Origin of the sequence: Streptomyces sp. NPDC001231, assembly GCF_042896885.1 — a bacterium.
Classification (GTDB): domain Bacteria; phylum Actinomycetota; class Actinomycetes; order Streptomycetales; family Streptomycetaceae; genus Streptomyces.
This window is the reverse complement of record NZ_JBIAXS010000010.1, coordinates 15,235-37,817: the sequence shown is the minus strand read 5'-3', so window position 1 is coordinate 37,817 and position 22,583 is coordinate 15,235. Positions and strand designations below refer to the sequence as shown.

Below are 22,583 nucleotides of genomic sequence, written 5' to 3'. Positions count from 1 at the left end.
CGGGTGGAGTCGTGGGCGTGCGCTTCGCCTGCGCACGGGCGGTGCGGGGCCGTTCGGGCCGGGGGAAGTGCCAGGCGGTGGCAGGGGGCGTACGTGGCGTCCCAGCCGGTGAGCGACGTACCGGGGATGGCGTGCGCGCTGCCTCAGACGCGGGTGCGGCGGCGGGCGACGACGTGGGCGAAGGTGACGGCGAGTACCAGCGCCCCGCCGTTGAAGACGTTCTCCAGCCAGCCCGCCCCGCCGAGGAGCTGGAGTCCGGTAACGCCGGTGACCAGCAGGTACACGGCGATGACGGTGCCCCAGGCGTTGAACCGGCCGGGGCGGACGACAGTGGCGCCGAGGAACACGGCGGCGGCACCCGGCAGCAGGAACGACGAGCCGAGGTTCGGGTCGGCGCTGCCCAGCCGGCCGAAGCTGATCATCCCGGCGACACCGCAGAACAGGGCGCTGGCGATGAGCGCGCCGGTGCGCAGCCGGTCCACGGGAAGGCCGCTGAGCCGGGCCACCTCGCGGCCCTCACCGGTGAAGTACAGGTAGCGGCCGAGCGGGGTGTGCTCCAGGATCAGCCAGACCACGACGGCGACGGCGAAGCTGAACCACACCGGGTAGGGCAGACCGAGGAGTTTCCCGGTCGTCAGGTTGGTCAGCAGCTCGGGCGGACCCGCGATGACCTGGGACTGACTGACCGCGAGCGTCAGACCGATGATCACGGTGCTGGAGCCGAGCGTGGTCACCATCGAGCTGATGCCGAAGCCGACCACGAACAGCGCGTTGAGCGCTCCCCACAGCAGACAGCTGACCAGCACGACCGGTACGGCGGCCGCGAACGGCCACTCCTGCTGCTTCGTCAGGACGGCGGTGAGCGTCGACGCCCAGACGATGACGGCGCCGAAGGACAGGTCGAACTCACCGGCGGCGAAGGGCAGGGTGAGACCCAGCACGGCCACGATCAGCACCGCCTGCGTGGAGGTGATCACGCGGAACGTGTCCATGGTGGGGAACGTGTCGGGGGCGAGCACCGAGTAGACGGCCACCAGGGCCACGAGGACCAGCAGGACCGCGTACCGCTGGAAGAGGTCCACGGCGCCGCCGGACGCGCGCCGGACCTCGGTGCTCTTCGTGCGGCCCGGCGGGGCGGCGGCCGCCGTGGAACCGGCCCGGCTCTGGGCTTCCTTACGGCTGGGAGGGACTTCCGCGTGCGGGGACGGGGTCTGCGGGGCGTCGGTTTGCATCGCTACCACCTCGGGCGGGTGAAGGCCTGTCGCAGGGGCGAGGAGGGCACTGGGGCGGAGGGTCGAAGGGCCGTACGGGTCGGCGGGCCGTACGAGCACGGCGCGAGAAGCCGTGCGGGGTGAGGCACGGAGGGCCGTGCGGGGCACTTGGGCGAGATCGGGTGCCGCGGGCGCCCGGGCGTCACCGGCCGGGGCGCGGTCCGACGTCGGTGGCGTCGGACCGCGGTCCCTGGACGGTCCCGGACGGACGCGGACCGGTCGGGCCCGGGTCCGTCCGGGACCCGGTGACGGGCGGCGCTTCCAGCGCCACGGTCACCGAGCGGGTGAGCCCGGCCGCGTCGGCGGTCAGCGTCGCCGAGGTGACGCCCGGGCCGAGTGGCGGGCCGAGCGGCCGGGACAGCACGTACCCGAAGGGGTCGCCGGCGAGTCCCGCCGCCCACGCGAGGTCGTCGCGGACGTCGTCGGCGGTGAGGACACCGCTCGCGACGCGATCGCCGGCCGCGCTCACGCTCCACGACACCGTGCCGGGCTCCCGGTCCCGTGCCGCCTCGGCGGGCATGTCGCCGGGGACGACCAGCAGCACGCCGGCGTTGGCGGCGACCAGGTCGGCGGGGCTGGGACCCTCCCCGTAGACCTGGCGGCGCAGCTCCCAGCACAGGGCGAGCGGCGGCAGCAGGCCGTGGGAACCGGGTGCGAGGCGCAGCAGCAGCCGCGCCCGCAGCACCACGGCGTCCGGTCGCTCGACGAGGACACGGCCACCGGGGTGCACCATGCCCGCCGTGACATGGGCGAGCGAGCGCTCACCGCCGGGTGCGGGGTCGGCGATGACGGCCCAGCGCGGGCCGTCGTCGGCGGTGCGGTCCAGCAGGGCCGCACGGATGCGTTCGGCCTCGGCGCCGTCCACCTCCGGGAAGGCGAGGTGGAGCGGGGCCATCGGCTCACCCGACTCCATGGCCCGCGCCAACAGCGCGGCCAGCCGCCGTACTTCACGTACCGGCAGCGGCCTGCTGTCCGCACGGCCCTGGAGACCGGCTTGCGTCATCGCTCTCGTCACGCCCCACAGGCTGCCGCGCGGCCCGTTAACGGCGGCGAAACCAGCACGGGGAACCCTCCGTTTCGCCGCGCCCGGGGCAGGTGCCGTCCCTGGAAGGGGATGCAATTTCGGCCACTGACCACGTAGATTCCATCCTTCAGCACCTGCTTTTCCGCCACGCCGGACCGCACTGAGCCGTCGGCGCGGCCCGGCACGACGAGACAAAGGCGGTACGGATGACCCGGGAGAACGTCCATCTCATCCGGCGCAAGATCCAGCTGCCTCCCCTCCCCGACCGCGCCGTCGCCCGCCCCCGTCTCACCGCCCTGCTCGACCACGCGCTGCGCCGGCACCAGACGGTGCAGATCCTCGGAATGGCCGGTTCCGGAAAGACGACGGCGGTGCGCCAGTACCTCGCGGCGACCGGCCGACGCGTCGCCTGGCTGTCCCTCGACGACACGGATTGCGCGTCCGGCCGCCTGCTGACCTATCTGGAGGCGGCGCTGGCCTCGGCCGTTCCGGAGGTCGCGGGGACGGTCGCCTCGGCCCTGGCGGCGGGCATTCCGCACGCGGAGACCGCGGGGCTGCTGGCCGAGGCGACGGACCAGGCGGCCTTGGCGAAGGGAACCTCGGACTCCTGGCGGAACGGCACCGGAACCGGCGCCACCGACTCCGTTGCGAACGGCGACGATGACGCCGACGCCGAACTGGTGCTCGTCCTCGACGAGGTGGAGCGGCTCAGCGGCTCCACCGCGGCCCTCGCCGTCCTCGACGGCCTGCTCCGGTACGCACCCGAGGGCCTGCGGTTCCTGCTCGTCAGCCGGCGTGCCGTGCGCCTCGGTCAGGCACCGGTACCGCGTACCGGGCCGGGCGGGCCGCCCGCCGTGATCGGCGAGGCCGAGCTCGCGCTCACCCGCGCCGAGGCCGACCAGGTCGTCGCAGGGCTGCCGGGCCCGTCCCGCGACGTGGAACAGCTGCTGCGGGTGACCCGGGGCTGGGTGACGGGGGTGTGCTTCCTCGCCGAGACGCCGGCCGCGGACGACGACGCCTGGCCGTCACTCGACACGGAGCCGCTGTCCGCGTACATATCGCAGCAGCTCTTGGACGGGTTGACGGAGGAACAGCGGGTTTTCCTCATCGGCACATCGGTGCTGGACGTGGTGACCGTGCCGCGCGCCGAGGCACTCGGCTTCCCCGACGCGGCCCGCACCCTCACCGCCCTGCGCGCCCACCAACTGCCCGCCATCTGGGAGGCCCGTCCGCTCGCGATGCGGCTGCACCTGTGCTTCCGCGACTGCCTGGTGCAGCAGCTCGACGAGTACGGCGCCGGCCGCGCCCGTACCGCCCGGCTCGCCGCGGCCGAACTGCTCGGCGCGGAAGGCCGGCACGAGGAGGCCGCCGAGGCCTTCCTCAGCCTCGGCGACACCGCGGCGGCGCTGCCGCACGCCGTCCAGGCGATCGAGGACGTCATCGAGCGCGGCGACCACGAGGTCGCCGAGCGCTGGCTGGACCAGCTCGCCTACGCGGACTCCGCGAGCAGCTCCCCGCTGACCACAGCCGAACTGATGCTGGCCGTGGGCCGCGAGGACTACCGGCGCGGGGTGCGCATCGCCGACCAGCTGCACCAGCTCGGCGAGCGCGACGCGATCGCCTCCCGGTCCACCCGGGCCGCCGCGATGATGGCGTGGTCGTACTACCACGCGTGCCGCGTCGACGACCTGGAACGGATGCTGCGGCTCGCCCCGCCCGGCGACGACATCGAGGCCGTGCACTACCTCGCGAGCCTGGTGGACTCCCGGGACCGCGGCCGGACCCCGCCGAGCGCGGTCGGTGTGCCCGCCGAGGGCCTGATCGCCCGCGCCCACTACTGGCGCGGCCGCCTGAACGACGTCCTCGCCAGCACCGACAGCCGCTGGGCGGGCGTGGTCTCCGGCCCTTGGCGGATCGCCGCGCTGCGGGCGCTGGGCCGTCTCGGGGAGGCCGACCGGCTGCTGCGCGCGACCGTCGAACGCGGCGTGGTGACGGCCGGGCTGAGCGCGGTCGTCGGCGTGGAGCTGTCCGCCGAACTGGGCCAGGAGGAGCGGGCCCGCGCCTTCCTCACCGAGGGCCGCGAAATCGCCCGCCGCAACGGCAGCCTGGTATGGGACATGTTCTCGATGCTCGCCGAGGCGAAGCTCGAACTGTGGCTGTGCCGCAACCCGCACCGGGCCCGCCGGGTCCTGGAGGACCTGGAGGCCCTTCCCTACGCGCGCAGCTACCAGTCCACCGGTGAACAACTCGACGCGCTCCACGGTTTCGCCCTGCTCGGCTGCGGCACGCCCGCCGACGACGCGGAGGCCCTCCTCCGGCTGCGCCGGGCGGTCGTCTCGATGCACGAGGCCGACCGCATCCTGGAACTGTGCGCCGCCGCGGTGTACCTGGCGGAGGCCGAGTGGCGGGCGGGCGACCCCGACGCCGCCGACCGCGCCGCCGACCTGGCGCTCGCCACGGCCTACCGGCTGGGCACCCGGCACGCCCTGCTCGGCGCGCTGCGCGCGTTCCCCGGCGTGCTCTCCCGCCGCCTGGACGGGCTCACCGACACCGACTCCTCCTGGCACAGCCTCGGCCGCCCCCTCCTCTCCACGTCCGCACGGCCCCAGCCCGCGGAGGCACGGGAGCCGCTGCCGGCCGCCGAGAGGACGTCCGCCGCGGTGGAGTTCCACGACCTCGGACCCACCCGCCTCCTCGTCAACGGCGAGCTGCGCCGACCCCGTATCGCCAAGTCGTACGAGCTGATGGGCCTGCTCCTCGCCGCGCCCGAGCGCACAGTGACCCGGACGGCCGCGCTCGACGCGCTCTTCGACAGCCGGTCCGACAACTCCGCGCGCGCCTACCTCCGCCAGGCCGTCCACCATCTGCGTCTCGTCCTGCCCGACGAGGAGGCGCTGCGGCTGGAGGACGGCACGATCTCGCTGGCCGGTGCGGTCCAGGTCACCACGTACACCGACGAGTTCACCGGCTGGGTCGCTACGGCGGCCGAGTGCGGGGGCGATCAGCGCCTGACCCGTCTCACGTCCGCGCTGGCCGTGGCCGCGCACGGACCGTACCTGCCGCGTGCCACGTCGGCGTGGGCGGAGAAACGGCGGGCGGAACTGGCCCGGCTCGTCCTCGACGTCACCACCGACGCGGCGGAACTCGCCTGGCGGCTCGACAAACCGCAGACAGCGCTGGCCCTGGCCGAGCAGGCCCTGGAGGGCGATCCCTACCGGGAGTCGATGTGGCGGTTGCTCATGCGGATCGCGGGGGCGCTGGGGCAGTACGACGAGGTCATCAACCACTACCGTCGATGCGGACTCGCGCTGGAGGAGGTCAGCGCGAGCCCTTCCTCAGCGACGCGCCGGTTGCTGGCGGAGCTTCGGCACGGGTGAGACCAGTGGTGCGTCGTTACGCTGGGTGATCTCGCCTGGTGGGCTCCGGCAAGGCAGTTACCTCCTGTACCTCCCGCACTGGCTCCTCGAACGCCGCCGCCGGGCCGGGCAGGCCCTCGTCCCGGTGGTCGCCACCGCCTACCTGCTCGGCGTCTCCACCCGCAGGGTCAAGAAGCTTGCCGAATGAGCGAAGTGCTTGACCCTCACGTGGCGTCATGCCGCATTGTCGGTGGCGTGGAGGAGCGCCTGACCGTGGGACGTGTGGCCGAGCTGGCCGGCGTGAGTGTCCGCACGCTGCATCACTACGACGAGATCGGCCTCGTGCAGCCGTCCGCGCGGACCGCGGCCGGGTACCGGGCCTACTCGGCGGGTGACGTGGAGCGACTGCGGGAGGTGCTCGCCTACCGGCGGCTGGGCTTCGGATTGCGCGAGATCGCGGATCTGGTCGGCGACCCCGCCACCGACGCGGTCGCGCACCTGCACCGGCTGCGCGGCCTGCTGCTGGAACAGCGCGACCGCGCCGCTGCCATGGTGACGGCCATAGACAGGGAACTGGAGGCACGGACCATGGGCATCAGGACGACGCCGGAGGAGCAACTGAAGGTGCTCGGCGCCCAGTTGTACGAAACCATCGGGTCCGCCTACCCAGCGACGCGGCGCACCGAGCCGCGGATCGCCGCGAGGATCTGGGATGCGCTCGGGGACGCACGGACGGTACTGAACGTCGGGGCCGGCACCGGCTCCTACGAGCCCCCCGACCGCGACGTCACGGCGGTGGAACCGTCGGCGGTCATGCGGGCACAGCGTCCCGCGGGCGCGGCGCCGTGCGTGGCCGCCAGTGCGGAGAGCCTCCCGTTCGAGGACCAGTCCTTCGACGCCGCGATGGCCTTCAGCACCGTTCATCACTGGCACGACCCGATCGCCGGGCTGCGCGAGATGCGGCGCGTGGCCCGCCGTGTGGTGGTGTTCACGTAGACAACCGCCCGGTTCCGGGTCCGCGCGTCCTCGCGACGCACCGACACGAACGCCCGATGCTCACCGAGCCGCGACGACTGAGAGTTCAACCCAGTGTCCCGCCGTCGACGCACAGCCCGGTGAACACACTGGCCGTCAGGGCGCTTTGACATACCGCGACGCCAAAGCGCCAGGGCCAGTTGCGTGGGGAGTGACGTGGCGTCAGCTGGTCGTGCCGCCCGCGACCCACTGACTCCACGGCATGTTCCAGTCGCTGAGGCCGTTGTCCGGGGCCAGCACGGTCTTGTCCTCGGAGTTCTTGACGATCACGACGTCACCGATCATCGAGTGGTCGAAGAACCACGCGGCGGCCTGCTTGCCGTCGTCGCCGCCCTTGACGTCCTTCAGACCCACGCAGCCGTGGCTGGTGTTGACCTTGCCGAAGACCGGGTCGGCACTCCAGTAGTTGCCGTGGATGAACGTGCCCGAGGCGGACAGGCGCATGGCGTGCGGTACGTCCGCGATGTCGTACGCGGGCTTGCCGTCCTTCTTCGTGAGGCCGACGGTCGCACCGTTCATGCGGATCTGCTTGAACTTCTCGGAGATGACCATCTGACCGTTGTACGTCGGGTGCTCGGGGCTGCCGGACGAGATCGGGATGGTCCTGATCGTCTTGCCGTCCCGTACGACGGTCATCTGCTTCGTCTTGGCGTCGACGGTGCTGATCTGGCTCCGGCCGACCTTGAAGGTGATCGTCTTCTGGACGCCGTGGAGGTTGAGCTTGACGGTGACGGTGGAGCCGGGCTTCCAGTAGTTCTTGGGGCGGAAGTCCAGACGGTTGTTGTTGAACCAGTGGCCGACGACTTGCTGGCCGCTGCTGGAGCTGACCTGGATCTTCGACTCTACGGCGGCCTTGTCGCTGATCGCCTTGTCGAAGTTGACTGTCACCGGCATGCCCACGCCGACGGTCGACCCGTCCTCGGGGGAGAGGTGCCCGATGAAGCCGTCGGCCGGGGAGGCTGTGGTGATCGTGGCGTTCCCGGTGACGGGGCGGCCCTTGGCGTCCTCGGCGTCTGCGGCGACCTGATACCTGGTGGCCCGCTCCAGCGGGCCGTTCGGCTTCCAGGACGTGCCGTCCGCGGACAGGGTGCCCGGAATCTCGGCACCGGTCGCGACGGCGGTCATGGTCACCTTGGTGAGCTTGCCGTTACTGACGGTGACCTTGACGGGCTTGCTGATCCCGGCACTGTCGGCCCCTCGCGCGGGCGTGATCTTCACTCGGGCTTCGGAGACATCCGGGACAGCCGCCTGATCCTTCCGCACCTGCGATTTCGGGTGGTCCCCGCCGCTGCCGCCGGTGGCTGCGCTGCTGGTACCGCCGAGGGCTGTGAGTGCGACGACGCTGCTGAGTACGCCGGCCGTGGCGACCAGCCCGGTGCGTCGTTTACGTGCCGTGATCAAACGCTTCTCCCATGTCACTGCTCTTTGAATCCCCGGAGCTGGTTGTCCGAGGACTGTAACTAGCTTTAGAACCACTTATACGCATTCATTGGTCCTGAAATGGGCAAATTGTGGCGAAGGCCACGCACTGTCGAGCGTGTCCCCGAGGCCCTGTTCGACGGCCGGATGGCGCGAAGTCGATCCGCTCTCGCGCCCGGTGGCGACCATGACGTGGACGCCCCTCGAACATGAGTTGCTTGAACCTCGCAAGCCCGGCCGCCTCTGGGTGCAGGACCTGCTACTCGTCGCTGCCTGGCGCCGACTGCGATCCGGTGACGCGAAAGCGGCCGGGTGCCACTGGTTCGTCGTCACTGGGCGAAACCCGGAGCGAGGCTCTGCACCCCAGGGCAAGGAGATGAGCGAGGGGCGCTCGCGGTTGTAGCGAGCCCTGGTGGTGGCGTGGCGGGTCGCCTCGGGGGTGACAGACCTTGCCCAGACAGTGAAGGTCCTTCCTCGCCACCTCGCCGGTCCCGGCCCGGCGGATCTCCGTACGACCTGGCCCTCCCCTTCGACAGGAACTGGACGCTGCACCAACCCGGCGAAGGAGCGGCCTACGCCACCAGCCCCTGCCTTCGGCTGTGGACCCGTTTCCTCCCCGAACCCGGGACGCGAGGCAAGGGGGCACGGACCGTCGGCGCAAACCGCGCCCCATTCGGCCGGACGGCATGGCAGATCACCTTCGACGCCACCACCCCCGCCGAACTCCTGCACGACGTCCACACCGAGCTGCTCGACCGCCACCTCGAAGACCGCTACAGCGACCAAGGCCACCTGTTCGAGGAAGCGACCGCGTCGCCCGAGGCGCGCACGCCACTGCTCGCCCGCAGCTGGAGCCACAGCATCAAGAGGACGGCACGCAGACCTTCCTCGCACCGGAGGGCCTCGACAGCGTGCGACACCGCTGCGATCGCTCAGATGTGCATCTCCGGGGTGCCGCGGACTGCATACGCCGGCAGGCGGGCTTCCTTCAGGTAGGAAGGGGAGAGCGAGAGGCCGAAACGCCGCTCGATGACTCCGAGGGTGCGCCGGTAGGTATCCGTGTAGTGCTCGTCTTCGGGGGCGATGAGCGTTTTCCCGTCGGGCTGCAGCACGTGCCCGCCAACGAGGTCGGGAAGCAGCAGGTCAGGCTCCCGACCCCAGCGCCACGCTTCCTCGCCCAGCCCGAAGCCACACAGTTCCACGCCGTCCCGAGCGTAGAAGACCGTGGCCGGCGGGTGCTCTTGCATCGGCACGTAGTGGACGGCCTCGACGCCTTTTCGGGAGATCTCCGCCAGACGGTCCCCGCCGGTCGAGTCCCCATACTCCAGAGCGAACGACCAGCCTCCGTGCTCTCCGACCCGTACGACACCGTCGCCATCCTCGCCCGGTCGGTACCACTCGCCGAGGTCCCACGCTTCGGCGTCGGTGATCGGCTCGGTCGCGGCGTCCCGGTCGCCTCCCATGCGCACCGCCAGTTCCTGCGCGGATATCCCGCGTGCGAACACCACGCTGGACATCCAGTGCTCCAGATCGACCAGCCACCGAATCCCGTCGCGCATGCCTTCGCCCCTCGCCATGAGCCATTGATCGTCGGGGGCACCCTACGCAGCACCACCGACAAGGCGATCCCGTCGTGCGACGCCAAGTGATCACGCAGTCGGCCAGGAAGCGCCTGAGCCACCGTTGCCCGTGCTCAACCGGCCGAGTGAAGCGCTCAGTCACAGGACCGGCGGGCTCTTTCTGGCGTTGCCTTCGGCACGGGCCGGCGGTCTCCGGGCAGGGCGGGACTGGGCGCGTGCGGGGGGCTTGACGGGGTGCGCGCCGAGATGGGCGTACGGCGGGGAGACCCGGGCGACAAGTTCCCCGTGCGCGCAACGCGGCTGGTTCTGCGGATGCGGGGTGACGTAGCGGCCGACCTCGGTGGCGGCCTTGATGATCTCCCGCCACGTGGTGGTCGGGGCGTACCAGCCGTCGGCCGCCGGGAACCCGTCCGACCCGGCCCACGGCTGGTGCTTGGCGGTCCGCCACTGCCTCCTGGGCCTATCCGCAGGTCCGTTACGGAACAGGACCGGTACGTCGAAGCTGTCGGCGCAGGTGAGCGGCGGCTCGTCGATGCCCAGCGCCTGTCCCTCGGGCAGCGGCGCCTCGGTCCGGCTTGGAGGTCTTGAGCCAGATCGTGGAAGGCCGGGCTGCCGCGCCCCGAAAGGCGCGGTCGCGGGCGTCGCAGGCCTCCGGCATCAGGTACAGAACGGGGTGGGCGGTCGCGAAGCGGTCCAAGGGCCGGTCCCCGTGGGCGCCGGCGTCACGGTAGGCGAACGTGGCGAGCATCGCGCCGGCTGCCGCGAGAAGCCCACGGGAGGACAGGGGCAGAACTCGGTCCGGATCCCCGTCGCCGAGCCGGCTCAGACCGTGGTGACGACCTGGTCGAACTCCAGACGAGGGGAGCGCGGGTACCAGGCGTCCTCGCCCGGCTTGCCGATGTTGACGACCATCAGCGGGGTGTGGTCGTCGTCCAGGAAGTCCTTGCGGACGCCCTCGAAGTCCAGGCCGGTCATCGGACCGGCGGCGAGGCCTGCGGCCCGGATGCCGATGATGAAGTACGCGGCCTGGAGGGCGGCGTTGAGGGCGGCCTGGCTCTCCCGCACCCCACGGTCGCCGAAGACGGCGTCCTTGGCCTGGGGGAAGTGCGGGAAGAGGTGGGGCAGCTCCTCGTGGAACTCGTTGTCCGCGGAGAGGATCGCGACCAGGGGGGCGGTGGCGGTCTTCGCCCGGTTGCCCTCCGCCATGTACTGGACGAGACGCTCGCGGGCCTCGGCGGAGCGGACCAGGGTGATGCGCAGCGGCGACTGGTTCATGGACGTCGGGCCGTACTTGACCAGGTCGTAGATCGCCTGGACCTGCTCCTCGGACACCGATTCGTCGGTGAAGGTGTTCGCGGTGCGGGCCTCACGGAAGAGAAGGTCCTGGGCGGCGGGGTCAAGAGCGAGCGACATGGGGGAACTTCCTCACAATGGGTCGTGGATCCCGGGGGATCGACTTGCGGCACCGACACTATGCGTTGAAAGTTCAAGCTTCAATCAAAACCGGGCCTGCGGTGATCAGCTTCACAGGGTGACGGCGCGCCGCGGTCGTCTTGGCCGTCCCGTGCATTGACAGTGTGCGGCCCTGGTCGCTGTCATGAATGGGAGCGCTCCCACGGTCCGCATCCATCCCTCGGAGGCATTCGTGCGCACCCCCCACTTGCGATTACTGCGCCGGCCCTGGACGGCGGCCCTCGCGGCTGCCGCAGCCGTCGCCCTGCTGGTGTCCGGATTCATCGCGACACCCACCAGTGCCGCGGCGGTCGGCTGCCGGGTCGACTACGCCGTGAACCAGTGGGCCGGCGGCTACACGGCCCAGGTCAAGGTCACCAATCTCGGCCCGGCGGTCAACGGCTGGCGTCTGACCTGGACCCACGCCGACGGCCAGCGGGTGACATCGGCGTGGAACGCGACCGTCATCCAGACCGGCGCCTCCGTCGTCGCCGTCAACGCGGACTGGAACGGCTCGCTGGCCACCGACGGCTCCGCCGAGTTCGGTGTCCAGGGCACCTGGAGCTCGGTCAACCCCGCCCCGACAGACTTCGCCCTCAACGGCCTGGTCTGCGGCGGAACCGGCACCACCCCGCCGCCCACGACCCCGCCGCCCACGACCCCACCGCCCTCCGCCGGCTGCGGCAGCGCCGCGGTCTGCTCGGGCTTCGAGGACCAGACCGGCACCACTCCCTCCGGCGCCTGGCAGTTCGCCGCGCCCGACTGCCAGGGCACCGGAGCCGCGGCCGTCGACACCTCGGTCGCGCACAGTGGTGGCAGGTCGCTGCGGATCGACGGCAGGGCCGGTTACTGCAACCACGCCTTCGTCGCCTCCACCGCGAACCTGTCGTCGGTGGGGCCGGTGATGTACGTGCGCATGTGGGTGCGGCACACCACCGCGCTCCCCGCGGCCCATGTCACCTTCGTCTCCATGCCCGACAGCTCCCAGGGCGGCCGGGCGCTGCGCGTCGGCGGCCAGAACGGCGCCCTCCAGTGGAACCGGGAGACCGACGACGCCACCCTGCCCGCGCAGAGCCCGGCGGGCGTGGCGCAGAGCAGGCCGTTGCCGACCGGGAGCTGGCAGTGCCTGCGCTTCGCGATCGACACGACGGCGCCCAAGCTCGACACCTGGCTCGGCGACGAGCAGATCCCGGGCCTGCACGCGGACGGCGTCCCCACCCAGGACATCGACCAGCAGTGGCTTGCCCGCACCGCCCCGCCCCGGCCCACCACCCTGCGCCTGGGCTGGGAGAGCTATGGGACGGGCGACGACACACTCTGGTTCGACGACGTCGCCGTAGGCTCCTCCCCGATCGGCTGCTGACGGCCTGCGCGAGACCACCAGCGCGGACGGCGCGCCGGACGGAACCCCCTTCCGCCCCGGCGCGCCGGCAGCGCCTTGCGCGACAAGGCCCGATCGCTGCGGCGATGATCGAGGGCGCGGGCGCGTCCGTCCCCTTGCCGAAGGACCGGGCGAGGATTCGTAACAGGTGAGCCCATTCACACCGGACCGTAAGAGCCTCAGCCGCATCCGAAAGCCACCGCCCTCTCGATCCTGCCCTCGGCGTTCCCGTCCCTGGCTCCAGCGCCGACCGGTGCGGGGGCCAGCTGACCGGCAGCGCCCGCCACACCCAATCGAGGACCCCCGCGCCCGGCATCCCGGCATGGCTGTGTCCCCTTCACTGCGGCACTGTTGCTTTGAGCTCAAGTGGGTGGTGTCTGGTTTCGGGGCAACGCACCGGCGATGCGGGCGCCGAGATCTGCGCTACCCCGCTGTGCGCCCCCGTCCCGTCCTCGAAGGAGCCGGTTCCCGGCCTCCCGCCCAACAGGGCGCCGTCGCAGCCCGGTTGGGCGTGCCTCCCCCGACTGCTCTTTCGCCACTGATCGGTCTGCGCCTTGACCGGTACAGACCAATGCGATTGAGTGTGCCTCACACCCCCCACCACGGTCGGCCCCGCGCCTGTCCGGTTTCGCCAGCACACACACAAGGCTCGCTCCGTCCTGCCTGCGCCGGGTACGACCGTTCTCCGTCAAGGAGTTGATTCCGTGTCGAGGCGTCGTATCTCCGCGGTCGTGGCCGCGCTCGCCCTCTCCGCCGCCGTACCGGTGCTGGTGCCGACCAGCAGCGCGTCCGCCGCCACCTGTTCGAGCTACCCGAGCTGGGTGGCCGGCAAGGCGTACGTCACCGGTGACATCGTCCGCTACACGGACGGCAAGGCGTACATCGCTGAGCACGACAACCCGGGCTACGACCCGGTCATCAGCACCTGGTACTGGGAACCGTACAACTGCGACAGCGGCACGCCCGTCGGTAACTTCGTTGTCTCCGAGGCCCAGTTCAACCAGATGTTCCCGAACCGCAACGGCTTCTACACCTACAGCGGTCTTGTCGCCGCGCTCGGCGCCTACCCCGGCTTCGCCACCACCGGCGGCGACGAGACCAAGAAGCAGGAAGCAGCCGCTTTCCTCGCCAACGTCAGCCACGAGACGGGCGGACTGGTTTACGTCGTCGAGCAGAACACCGCCAACTATCCGAACTACTGCGACTGGAGCCGGCCGTACGGCTGCCCGGCCGGCCAGTCGGCCTATTACGGGCGCGGCCCCATCCAGCTCAGCTGGAACTTCAACTACAAGGCCGCAGGTGATGCGCTGGGCATCGACCTGCTCAACAACCCGTCGCTGGTGCAGACCGACGCCGCCGTGGCGTGGAAGACGGGCCTCTGGTACTGGAACACCCAGTCCGGCCCCGGCACCATGACCCCGCACAACGCCATGGTCAACGGCGCGGGCTTCGGCCAGACGATCCGTTCCATCAACGGCTCCCTCGAGTGCGACGGCAGGAACCCCGCCCAGGTGCAGAGCCGTGTGACCACGTACCAGCAGTTCACGCAGATCCTGGGCGTGTCGGCGGGCGCCAACCTGTACTGCTGACCCGGTCCCCGGGTGTGTGCGAATCGTTCCCGGGACCTCGGAACGGGGGCACCGCGCACGGACATCCGGACAATCGGTTGACGCGGCCGTGGGCCGCATCGGCTTCGGCGTGATGCGGTCCACTGGCGGTGCCTTCCCCACCGCGGCACGACGAGCGACCGTGAGCTGTCGATTGACGCGGCCGCGTCTCAAGGCGGCGGCATGCGGATCGACGATCCGGGCAAGGACGGCGTACGGATCCCCCACCCGCGAGCCGGCCCAACAGGTCACCCAGGCGCTGGCGCCGTACGCCGAGGCACTGCGGCTGCGGATGGCCATGGTCGTCGGCGGCGTGTCGATCGGCCGGCAGGTCGCCGCGGGGGTTCCCGCCCCGGGCGCGAGGCGTGCCAGGCGGCGTAGCACGCGGCGCCTCGAGCACACTGAAAGCCCGGCCACCTCGTGGCGGGGCTTCAACGCGTGTGGTTACCCCGCCTTCTGAGTCCGGACCATCCACTCGCGTCGCCCCGCGGTACGCCGTGGGAGGGGACGACCCCTCCAGATTGGGGATAGGGGGGTGCCCAAGACGAGGCTGCCGCGGTGTACGGGAATCGGGGACCTTGGAACCTGCTCATCGCAGCCGACCGCCCGGCGCCGGTCCGTCCGGGTGTCGCCACAGAGGGGAATGTCGTCATGAGCAAGTTAGTGCGGGGCGGGGGCAGGAGGAAGCGCACCGCCGCCGCCGGCCTCGTCATCTCCGGCGTGGTGATCAGCGCCTCGATGGCGCCCGTCACCGCCCAAGCCGCTGTTCCGGTCTTCCCGGACAACATCACGATCTTCCCGGACCGGGACTTCGTCTCCGTCGACGGATTCTCCGAGCACGCGGGAGAGCAGGTGACCGTCGAGGTGCGGCGCCCCGGCATCGGCGTCGTCGGCTCGGCCACCGGCACGATGGCCGCGGCGGCCTCGATCGCGGCGGGCAACCCGGCCATCGAGATCAATCATCCGGGTGGCCTGTGCTGGGGCGCGGGCGGCGGCCCCCAGGTGACCCCGGACATCCGGGCCGGGGACGTGGTGTCGGTCAGGTTCGGCGGCACCGTGGCCGCCGACGCCACGACCCTCGATCTCGGTGTCACCGGCGGCACCCTGACCACGCCGACCACCCTGGTGATCCAGGGGCGGCTCGGGCCCCGGGTCGATCCGACGTTCCTGGAACAGCGGATCGTCGAGCCGGCCCTGCGCAACACCGTGGTGGCACGGCGCGACGTGCGGGCGGCGCCCGGCCCGCTCACGAACGCGCCGAAGGGCGGCTACGCCTCCGGACTGCGGGTGGCCGACGGCAAGTTCACCGCGACCTACGAGTTCCTCGACGCGGACACGGCCGCCACCGCCGCCGGCGGTCTGTACATGGCGACGAGCTGGCAGGACCAGGACTCCGACGGCAACACCCAGGGCGTGACGATCTCGGAGTTCGGCGAGGTGGGCGGGCCCGGGATGGGCGGCTGCCCGCCCGGCCCGTCGCAGCAGGGGCCGGCCTCGCCGACCAACGTCGAGGTGCACGACCAGGGCGACTCGACGTCCGTGAGCTGGACCCCGCCGCAGCCCGTCCCCGGCGCCGCGCCGGTCCTTGGATACACCGTGCGAGCAGTCGACCAGCTCAGCAGGAACAGCGTGCAGAGCGAGGTCGGCGTCCGCGTCAACAATCCGGACGCGACCTCGGCGACTCTGTCGGGCTCCGTCGACGGCAAGCGCGTCGAGGTCAGATCGTTCAGCGAGACCGGCGAGTCCTGGCCGCCCGCACTGCAGGGCAACACCCCGTCGGGCGACACCACGCCGCCGACCGTGACCGCGAAGCCCGCCGGCGGCTTCTACACGGGCGACACGCAGGTCACCCTCAGCGCCGACGAGACCGGCTCGGAGATCTACTACACGCTCGACGGCTCCGACCCGCTGGAGGCGGGCACCGCCGGGCCTGCGGCCACGCTGTACACCGGGCCGATCGAGCTGACGGCGTCCGACGGGCCGAAGACCCTGCGCTACGTGGCCTTCGACCCGGCCGGCAACGCCTCGCAGGCCAGGATGGAGAAGTACACGTTCGGGTCGACCAGGGCGCCGAGCACCCCGCAGGGGGTCACCGTCCAGGGCTCCAACGCGGGCGCGACGGTCCGCTGGTCGGCGCCCGAGGATCCGGGCACGTCGCCCCTCACGGGCTACGAGATCACCGCGACGCCCGCTTCGGGGACGCCGGTCACGGCCACTGCCGGGCCCAGCGCGTCCAGCCTGCTCCTCACCGGGCTGACGAACGACACGAGGTACACCGTGACGGTCGTCGCCGTGAACGCGGTGGGCAGGGGCGCGGCGTCGACGCCGGCCGACGTCACCCCGAAGGTGCCCGCGGTCGACAAGATCGCGATCACCCTCGCCAAGTGGAAGTCCGGCGACCTCAGGCTCGACGGAACCGGGTCCATCCCCGGCGCGTCGCTGACCTTCCGCTCCGGGTCGCCGACCGGTCCGGTCTTCGCCACCGGCGTGATCGTGCAGCCGGCCGCGGCGGGCGCGGTCAACGGGACCTGGAGCCTGCGCCTGAGGACCGGCAGCGCCGCGACGAGTAACCCGTCCCCGGTCTACATCTCGTCCGACAAGGGCGGAACCCTGGGACCGGTGACCGTGCCGAACGGCTAGGGCCTGGCGCGGAGGTCCCGCCTGCCCGGCGGCGGACGAGGGGACTTTCGCAACAGCGCCGACCGAGCGACCGGTGCCCCGGCAGGCGGTGTTCGTTCCCTCGACGAACCCGCCGGCCGGGAAGCCGGCCGGGACAGGGCAGCCGAACGAGCCCCCCAGTTCAGCGGCCGCCCTGTTCCCTCCGGGCAGCCGGTGGACCCCCCTCCACCGGCTGCCCGCTCCCTGCCTACCCGCCTGGTCGCCTCTCCTCAGCGGTGCGTTCAGGAACACCGCGGGCCCTCACGGCCGAGGAGCACGACCGGCGTACAGCCCGTCCACCCGCACGGGCATCGCACTGCCGGTGGGTCATGTGCGGCGCCGCACATGACCCACCGCGTACGGACCAGCATCGAGCAGTACCGACCAGCACCGAGAAAAGAACACGGGCATCCGCGACTCCGGGGGGAGAGCAGGGCCCGAGCGCCGCTTCGGCGGCCCACCATGGGGGTGAGCACGCACATGCACGAAAACACGCTGTCCAGACGTGATGTGATGAAGTTCGGCGTCCTCGCGTCGGCGGCCCTGGCGCTGCCACTCGAACGCGTCGCACGCGCCAAGACCGCTTCCGACCGGGTCGCGGTCAGCAAGTTCCCGAAGCCGTTCACCGTGCCGTTCACGGTGCCGCCCGAGGCGGTTCCGACCAAGCGGTCGAGCACCACCGACTACTACACCGTCAGCATGCGCAGCGCGGCGACGGAGATCCTGCCCGGCATGAAGACCGAGACCTGGTCGTACAACGGGACGTTCGGCGGCCCGACGATCCGGGCCACGCGGGGTCGGCCGGCCGTCGTACGGCAGATCAACGAACTCCCCTCGGTGCACCCCCGATTGGGGTACGAGTCGTGGACCTCGGTGCACCTGCACGGATCGGGATCGCTGCCGGAGTACGACGGCTACGCCAGCGACATCACACGGTCCGGCCAGTACAAGGACTACCACTACCCGAACTTCCAGGACGCCCGGACGCTCTGGTACCACGACCACGGCGCCCACCACACCGCCGAGAACGCGTACATGGGCCTCGCCGCGATGTACACGATGCACGACGAGTTGGAGCAGTCGCTGCCCATCCCGAAGGGCCGGTACGACGTGCCGCTGCTCATCCGCGACGCCATGTTCGACCGCGACGGGCAGTTGCTGTACGACGACGAGGGGCACTCCGGGATCTTCGGTGATGTGATCCTGGTCAACGGCCGGCCCTGGCCCGTGATGAAGGTCGAGCGGCGCAAGTACCGCTTCCGGATCCTGAACTGCGCGATCTCGCGGGGCTTCAGGTTCGCGCTCAGCACCGGCGACCCGTTCGTCTTCATCGGGACGGACGCCGGGCTGATGCCGCAGCCCCGTTCGGCGACCAGCTACCGGCACGGCATCGCCGAACGGTACGAGGTCGTCATCGACTTCGCCAAGTACAAGATCGGCCAGCGGGTGGTCCTGAAGAACCTGAGCGTGCCGAACGTCGAGGACTTCGACACCACCGGCGACGTGATGGCCTTCGACGTCGCCGGCGACCCCACCGACCTGTCGGACAACGCGATCCCGGACCTGCTGCACCCGAACGCGCCCGCGATGGACCTCACCGCGGCGACGGCGAGGAAGACCCGGACGTTCGAGTTCATCCGCAAGAACGGAACCTGGACCATCAACGGCAAGACCTGGGCCGACGTCATCGCCTCCGACTACGAGTACGTCTGGGCCGACCCGGCGCTCGGGGACGTCGAGGTCTGGGAGTTCGTCAACAAGTCCGGCGGCTGGTGGCACCCGGTCCACGTGCACCTGGTCGACTTCAAGGTGCTCGACCGCAACGGCAAGGCGCCCAACCCCTGGGAGCTCGGCGGCAAGGACACGGTGTACGTCGGTGAGAACGAGACCGTGCGCGTGGCGGTCAAGTTCGGTCCGCACACCGGGCGTTACATGATCCACTGTCACAACCTCGTGCACGAGGACCACGACATGATGGCGCAGTTCCGCGTGGGACCGCCCAGCACCGGGCACCACCCGGTCCACGCCGACCCGGCGAAGGCCGAGCCCGCTCCCGAGCTGGGAGGCGACGATGACACCCTCGCCTGAGGCGCCGCCGGCCGAAGGGGCGGTGCCGGTGCGTCGCACGGGCCTCGTGGGCGGCCTTCGCACCCCGCACGTCGCGTCGCTGCTCTGCGTGGCCGCCGCGGCCGGGGACCTGGTCGCCTTCCAGCAGCGCGTGGCGCACGGCCTGGCCGGGGCCCTGCCCTTCCTGCTGGCCGCCGTCGTCCAGCTCGTCGCGGCGCGACAGGTGTGGGTCTCGCGGGGCACGGCCGTGGCGCTCTGCGCGGTCCTCGTGCTCGGTCTGCTGATCGGTTCGTACGTGGTGGCCGTCAGTACCGGCGTGACGCTGGGACAGCAGAACCGGCCGGTCGAGGCCGACCCGCTGCTGACGGCCGCGCTGTGCGCGCGGCTCGCCGCACTGCTGGTGCTCGTACGGTCCCTCTCGGGCCGCGCGCGGTCCCGGGCGGTCAACGCACTCCTCGTCATCGGAACGGTCCTGTGGACACTCGGGCTGACCGGCCTGCTCGGGTGAGCCCGCCCCGGCGGCCCGCGGTACGGCGAAATGCCGTACCGCGGGCCGCCGTGCGCCGTGCCGTCGCGTGCGTGGTGGTGGCCGCGGTCTTCGTGGCCGGCAGTCTCCTGCTGGAGCGCGTACGGGTGGAGTCGGCCAGCATGGAGCCGACGCTCCGTGCCGGCGACCACCTGCTCGTCGACGAACGCGCCTACCGCCGCGGAACGCCCCGGCGCGGGGACCTCGTGGTCCTCGACCACGGCGGCTCGTGGCTGGTCAAGCGGGTCGTCGCGGTGGCCGGTGACACCGTCGGGATCGAGGACGGGGTCCTCATGGTCGACGGCCGTCCCGTCACGGAACCGGCGATCGACCGGCGGACCCTCGACGGCCTGTACTACGGGCCCGCGCACGTGCCGCACGGCACCGTCTTCGTCCTGGGCGACAACCGCCGGCACTCCGTCGACTCCCGGCAGTTCGGCCCGGTGCCCGTCGGGGAGGTGCGGGGACGGGTGCTGATGCGCTGGTGGCCGCGTCCGGGGGCGCCGTGAGCGTGATCCGCGTCAGGGGCCGGCACGATCCGTGACCCGTGTACCGCCATGGGGGCGGCACGCGGAGCCGCCGCCCTCGCCGTCGGCCACATGCCGCCAGCCGCCGGTCACACCGGGAGCGACCCGCCCGGCGGCTCAGGCCCGCGGCGCCACCGCCACGATCGCGTCGAGCACCTCGTCGATCCCGGCGTCCTTGTGCAGCACTGTGGAGGCCCCGGCGTCGAGGGCCGCCTGCTCCAGCCGCCCGCCGACCGCGGACGTCAGCACCACGACCCGGGTGTCGGGCCGCAGGACCAGCAGCCGCCGGGTCGCTTCGGCGCCGTTCAGCACCGGCATGGCGAGATCCATGAGCACCACGTCCGGCGCGAGCCGCAGTGCCGCCGCGACGGCCTCCGCCCCGTCGCACGCCACGCCCACCACGTCGACGAGTGCGCTTGCGCCCAGGACGGTGGCCAGGGTGTCCCGCACGAGCTGATGGTCGTCCACGACGAGCAGGCGAATCGGCATGGTTCAACGGTGCCTGGTCCGGGGCGCCACAGCCATCCCCAAACCAGAGGGGTCGGCTACTCGGAAAAAGCACTATTCCTACACAACTAATAGTCCTTTCCTCACATGCCGTGGTTCCATGTCTCCTGCGGACCGGCAACGCTGGCGGCCCGCCCGGTGGGGGGAACATGGGGGAACACAGGGACTCGTCGCCGACGCGCGTGCTGATCGTCGACGACCATCGGACGTTTGCCGAGCTGCTGGCCTTCGCGCTCGGATCACAGCCGGACTTCGACTGCGCGGGATGCGCGGCGACCGGGTCGGCGGCAGTCGAACTGACCGCGAGGGAACGCCCGGACATGGTGGTGATGGACATCTCGCTCGGCAGGGAAAGCGGACTGGAGGTCACCCGGCGGGTCCGCGACGCCGCCCCGAGCGCGATCGTCGTCATCGTCTCGGCGCACCGCGACCCGGCTTGGGTGGTGCGGGCCGCCCAGGCGGGCGCGAGCGCGTTCGTGCCCAAGTCAGGATCGCTGGAGGAGATGCTGACCGTTCTGCGGGAGGTGAGGCAGGGGTCGATGCTGGTGTCGGCGTCGACGTTCGGCGACGCCGGCCGGCCCCAGGTCACCGATGAGCCCGGCGCGGCCAGTCTCACCGCCCGGGAGTCCGAGGTGCTCGGCCTGATGGGCAAGGGCCTGGCGCCGGCCGCGATCGCCCGGCTGCTGGGGATCAGCGTCAACACCTGCCGCGGCTACGTGAAGGCGATCCACCTCAAACTCGGGGTGCGCTCGCAGCTGGAGGCCGTCGTGAAGGCGCAACGGCTCGGTCTCGTCGAGGCGGGTACCGATGACTGACCGGACGGGCGGCGGCTCCATGGCGGAGACGGGGGGCAGCAGAACCGTCCGACGGGCGCTGGTCGCGATGGTGCTCATCGGAGTGGGTGCCTTCGCGGTCGTCGGGGCGGGCACCGTGGTGGCCGCCGACTCGATCGCGGAGAAGACCGCGCTCGCCGAGGCGGCCCGCTCCGCGCAGCTCATGGGCAACGTGATCTTCAAGCCGGCCATGCCGGCGCTGCTCCGCGGGGACGTCTCCGCGCGGACACGGCTGGACGAGGCCGTCAGGGCCCGGCAGCACGAGGCCGGCGTCGTCCGGGTGAAGGTGTGGAACCGACAGGGCGACGTCCTGTACTCCAACGAGCACCACGCCATCGGGATGTCCTTCCCGAACGACGACGTACGCAGGACCATCGACCAGCGGGCGAGCTGGGCCGAACTGTCCGACCTGTCCGACGAGGAGAACGTCACCGAACGCCACGGCGGCCGCCGCCTCGTGGAGGTCTACGTCCCGCTCGACCTGGACTCCGGTGAACGGCTGGCGCTCGAGGTGTACTCCACCGACGCCCGCGTCGCCACCGCGCGGACCGAGCTGATGCACACCCTCGTGCCCTTCTCCATCGTGGCGCTGCTGCTCCTGCTGGTGGCTCAACTACCGGTGTCCGTATACCTGTTGCGTCGCGTCAGCAAGGCGGACGCGGAACGCAGCCGACTGCTCGGCAAGGCCCTGACCGCCTCCGAACGAGAGCGGCGCGCGATCGCCCGCGACCTGCACGACGGAGTGGTGCAGGACCTCGCCGGGGCCGGATACGCCCTGTCGGCCGTCCGCGGCGCACTGCCCCCGGGGGCCGGCGCCACGGCCGACGGCATGCTCGACAAGGTCGGTGAGGTCCTGCGCGGCGCCGTCGGTTCACTGCGCACGATGATGGTGGACATCTATCCGCCGGACCTGACCGAGGACGGTCTGCCGCAGGCGGTCGAACTGCTCGCCGAACGACTGCGCAGGGAGGGCCTCGGCGTCACCACGACCGTCGAGGTCCGGGCCCCGCTCGGGCCCGACCTCGCCGCTCTCGTCTACCGCTGCACGCGGGAGTGCGTCACGAACGTCCTCAAGCACGCCGAGGCCCGGCACGCCTGGATCGAGGTCACCGGCGGCGGGGAACGGCTGCTGGTGCGGGTGGCGGACGACGGGAAGGGCCCGGGAGGCGCACTCGGCAAGGCCGGTCACCTCGGCCTGCAGCTCATCCGGGACACGGCCACCGAACTGGGCGGCGGGATGGCGGTCACCGAACGCCCCGATGGCGGCACCGAGGTCCGTACCGTGCTGCCGCTGCGCACCTGACCCCCTCGTTTTGAGGGGGCCGCACCCCCAAAGGCGA

General features: G+C 71.4%; 16 protein-coding genes and 2 pseudogenes. 12 read left to right on the top strand and 6 right to left on the bottom strand.

All coding sequences use genetic code 11. The features are described from left to right. Window positions 1-143: 143 nt before the first annotated feature. Together ACFY3J_RS14255 and ACFY3J_RS14250 are read right to left on the bottom strand one after the other, a co-directional pair. Window positions 144-1,232, bottom strand: a complete 1,089-nt coding sequence (locus tag ACFY3J_RS14255; RefSeq protein ID WP_390840943.1) for an ABC transporter permease — start codon at window positions 1,230-1,232, stop codon at window positions 144-146. Window positions 1,233-1,413: 181 nt separating this feature from the next. Further along, window positions 1,414-2,286 carry a hypothetical protein gene (locus ACFY3J_RS14250; protein ID WP_390840942.1) on the bottom strand — a complete coding sequence of 291 codons (873 nt, stop codon included), beginning with the start codon at window positions 2,284-2,286 and terminating at the stop codon, window positions 1,414-1,416. Between the two features lie 215 nt (window positions 2,287-2,501). Between ACFY3J_RS14250 and ACFY3J_RS14245 the strand changes: the two genes are divergently transcribed. The 3 genes and pseudogenes from ACFY3J_RS14245 to ACFY3J_RS14235 form a co-directional block, all read left to right on the top strand. Next, entirely contained in the window at window positions 2,502-5,672 is a 3,171-nt protein-coding gene (locus tag ACFY3J_RS14245; RefSeq protein ID WP_390840941.1) for a BTAD domain-containing putative transcriptional regulator, read from the top strand. Between the two features lie 43 nt (window positions 5,673-5,715). Beyond that, a pseudogene (locus ACFY3J_RS14240) lies at window positions 5,716-5,856 on the top strand (transposase); the annotation flags it as partial. A gap of 77 nt (window positions 5,857-5,933) precedes the next feature. Then, window positions 5,934-6,644, top strand: a pseudogene (locus ACFY3J_RS14235) (methyltransferase domain-containing protein); the annotation flags it as partial. Window positions 6,645-6,848: 204 nt separating this feature from the next. On the opposite strand, the gene ACFY3J_RS14230 reads toward ACFY3J_RS14235, so the two are convergent. Next, window positions 6,849-8,087, bottom strand: coding sequence for an Ig-like domain-containing protein (locus ACFY3J_RS14230; protein ID WP_390840940.1), 1,239 nt, complete (start codon window positions 8,085-8,087; stop codon window positions 6,849-6,851). Window positions 8,088-8,417: 330 nt separating this feature from the next. Here ACFY3J_RS14230 and ACFY3J_RS14225 point away from each other — a divergent pair, with 330 nt between their 5' ends. Further along, window positions 8,418-9,101, top strand: a complete 684-nt coding sequence (locus ACFY3J_RS14225; RefSeq protein ID WP_390840939.1) for a DUF317 domain-containing protein — start codon at window positions 8,418-8,420, stop codon at window positions 9,099-9,101. Here ACFY3J_RS14225 and ACFY3J_RS14220 read toward each other — a convergent pair. Both ACFY3J_RS14220 and ACFY3J_RS14215 read right to left on the bottom strand, forming a co-directional pair. Beyond that, window positions 9,038-9,664 carry a DUF6461 domain-containing protein gene (locus ACFY3J_RS14220; protein WP_390840938.1) on the bottom strand — a complete coding sequence of 209 codons (627 nt, stop codon included), beginning with the start codon at window positions 9,662-9,664 and terminating at the stop codon, window positions 9,038-9,040. The genes ACFY3J_RS14225 and ACFY3J_RS14220 overlap by 64 nt on opposite strands. Before the next feature lie 843 nt (window positions 9,665-10,507). After that, window positions 10,508-11,098, bottom strand: a complete 591-nt coding sequence (locus ACFY3J_RS14215; RefSeq protein WP_384183585.1) for a malonic semialdehyde reductase — start codon at window positions 11,096-11,098, stop codon at window positions 10,508-10,510. 232 nt (window positions 11,099-11,330) lie between these two features. Between ACFY3J_RS14215 and ACFY3J_RS14210 the strand changes: the two genes are divergently transcribed. The 6 genes from ACFY3J_RS14210 (at window position 11,331) to lepB (ending at window position 19,885) form a co-directional block, all read left to right on the top strand. After that, entirely contained in the window at window positions 11,331-12,500 is a 1,170-nt protein-coding gene (locus tag ACFY3J_RS14210) for a cellulose-binding domain-containing protein (protein WP_390840937.1), read from the top strand. Between the two features lie 722 nt (window positions 12,501-13,222). Beyond that, window positions 13,223-14,107 (top strand): glycoside hydrolase family 19 protein, encoded by an 885-nt coding sequence (locus tag ACFY3J_RS14205; RefSeq protein ID WP_384183588.1) that lies wholly within the window; start codon window positions 13,223-13,225, stop codon window positions 14,105-14,107. A gap of 669 nt (window positions 14,108-14,776) precedes the next feature. Then, a complete protein-coding gene (locus ACFY3J_RS14200; protein ID WP_390840936.1) occupies window positions 14,777-16,765 on the top strand; it encodes a fibronectin type III domain-containing protein in 1,989 nt (662 codons plus the stop codon). A 498-nt stretch (window positions 16,766-17,263) separates the two neighbouring features. Further along, window positions 17,264-18,871: a multicopper oxidase family protein gene (locus ACFY3J_RS14195; protein ID WP_384183594.1), complete on the top strand. Its 1,608-nt coding sequence runs from the start codon at window positions 17,264-17,266 to the stop codon at window positions 18,869-18,871. Further along, window positions 18,855-19,358, top strand: a complete 504-nt coding sequence (locus ACFY3J_RS14190; RefSeq protein WP_384183597.1) for a hypothetical protein — start codon at window positions 18,855-18,857, stop codon at window positions 19,356-19,358. Before ACFY3J_RS14195 ends, ACFY3J_RS14190 begins: the two co-directional genes overlap by 17 nt. A 50-nt stretch (window positions 19,359-19,408) precedes the next feature. Next, window positions 19,409-19,885, top strand: coding sequence for a signal peptidase I (gene lepB, locus ACFY3J_RS14185; protein WP_390840935.1), 477 nt, complete (start codon window positions 19,409-19,411; stop codon window positions 19,883-19,885). A gap of 135 nt (window positions 19,886-20,020) precedes the next feature. Here lepB and ACFY3J_RS14180 read toward each other — a convergent pair whose 3' ends face one another. Further along, window positions 20,021-20,392, bottom strand: coding sequence for a response regulator transcription factor (locus tag ACFY3J_RS14180; protein ID WP_390840934.1), 372 nt, complete (start codon window positions 20,390-20,392; stop codon window positions 20,021-20,023). Window positions 20,393-20,559: 167 nt separating this feature from the next. Between ACFY3J_RS14180 and ACFY3J_RS14175 the strand changes: the two genes are divergently transcribed. Both ACFY3J_RS14175 and ACFY3J_RS14170 read left to right on the top strand, forming a co-directional pair. Then, window positions 20,560-21,225: a response regulator gene (locus ACFY3J_RS14175; protein ID WP_390841013.1), complete on the top strand. Its 666-nt coding sequence runs from the start codon at window positions 20,560-20,562 to the stop codon at window positions 21,223-21,225. Beyond that, window positions 21,218-22,546, top strand: a complete 1,329-nt coding sequence (locus ACFY3J_RS14170) for a sensor histidine kinase (protein ID WP_384183605.1) — start codon at window positions 21,218-21,220, stop codon at window positions 22,544-22,546. The genes ACFY3J_RS14175 and ACFY3J_RS14170 overlap by 8 nt, the downstream gene beginning before the upstream one ends. Window positions 22,547-22,583 lie beyond the last annotated feature (37 nt).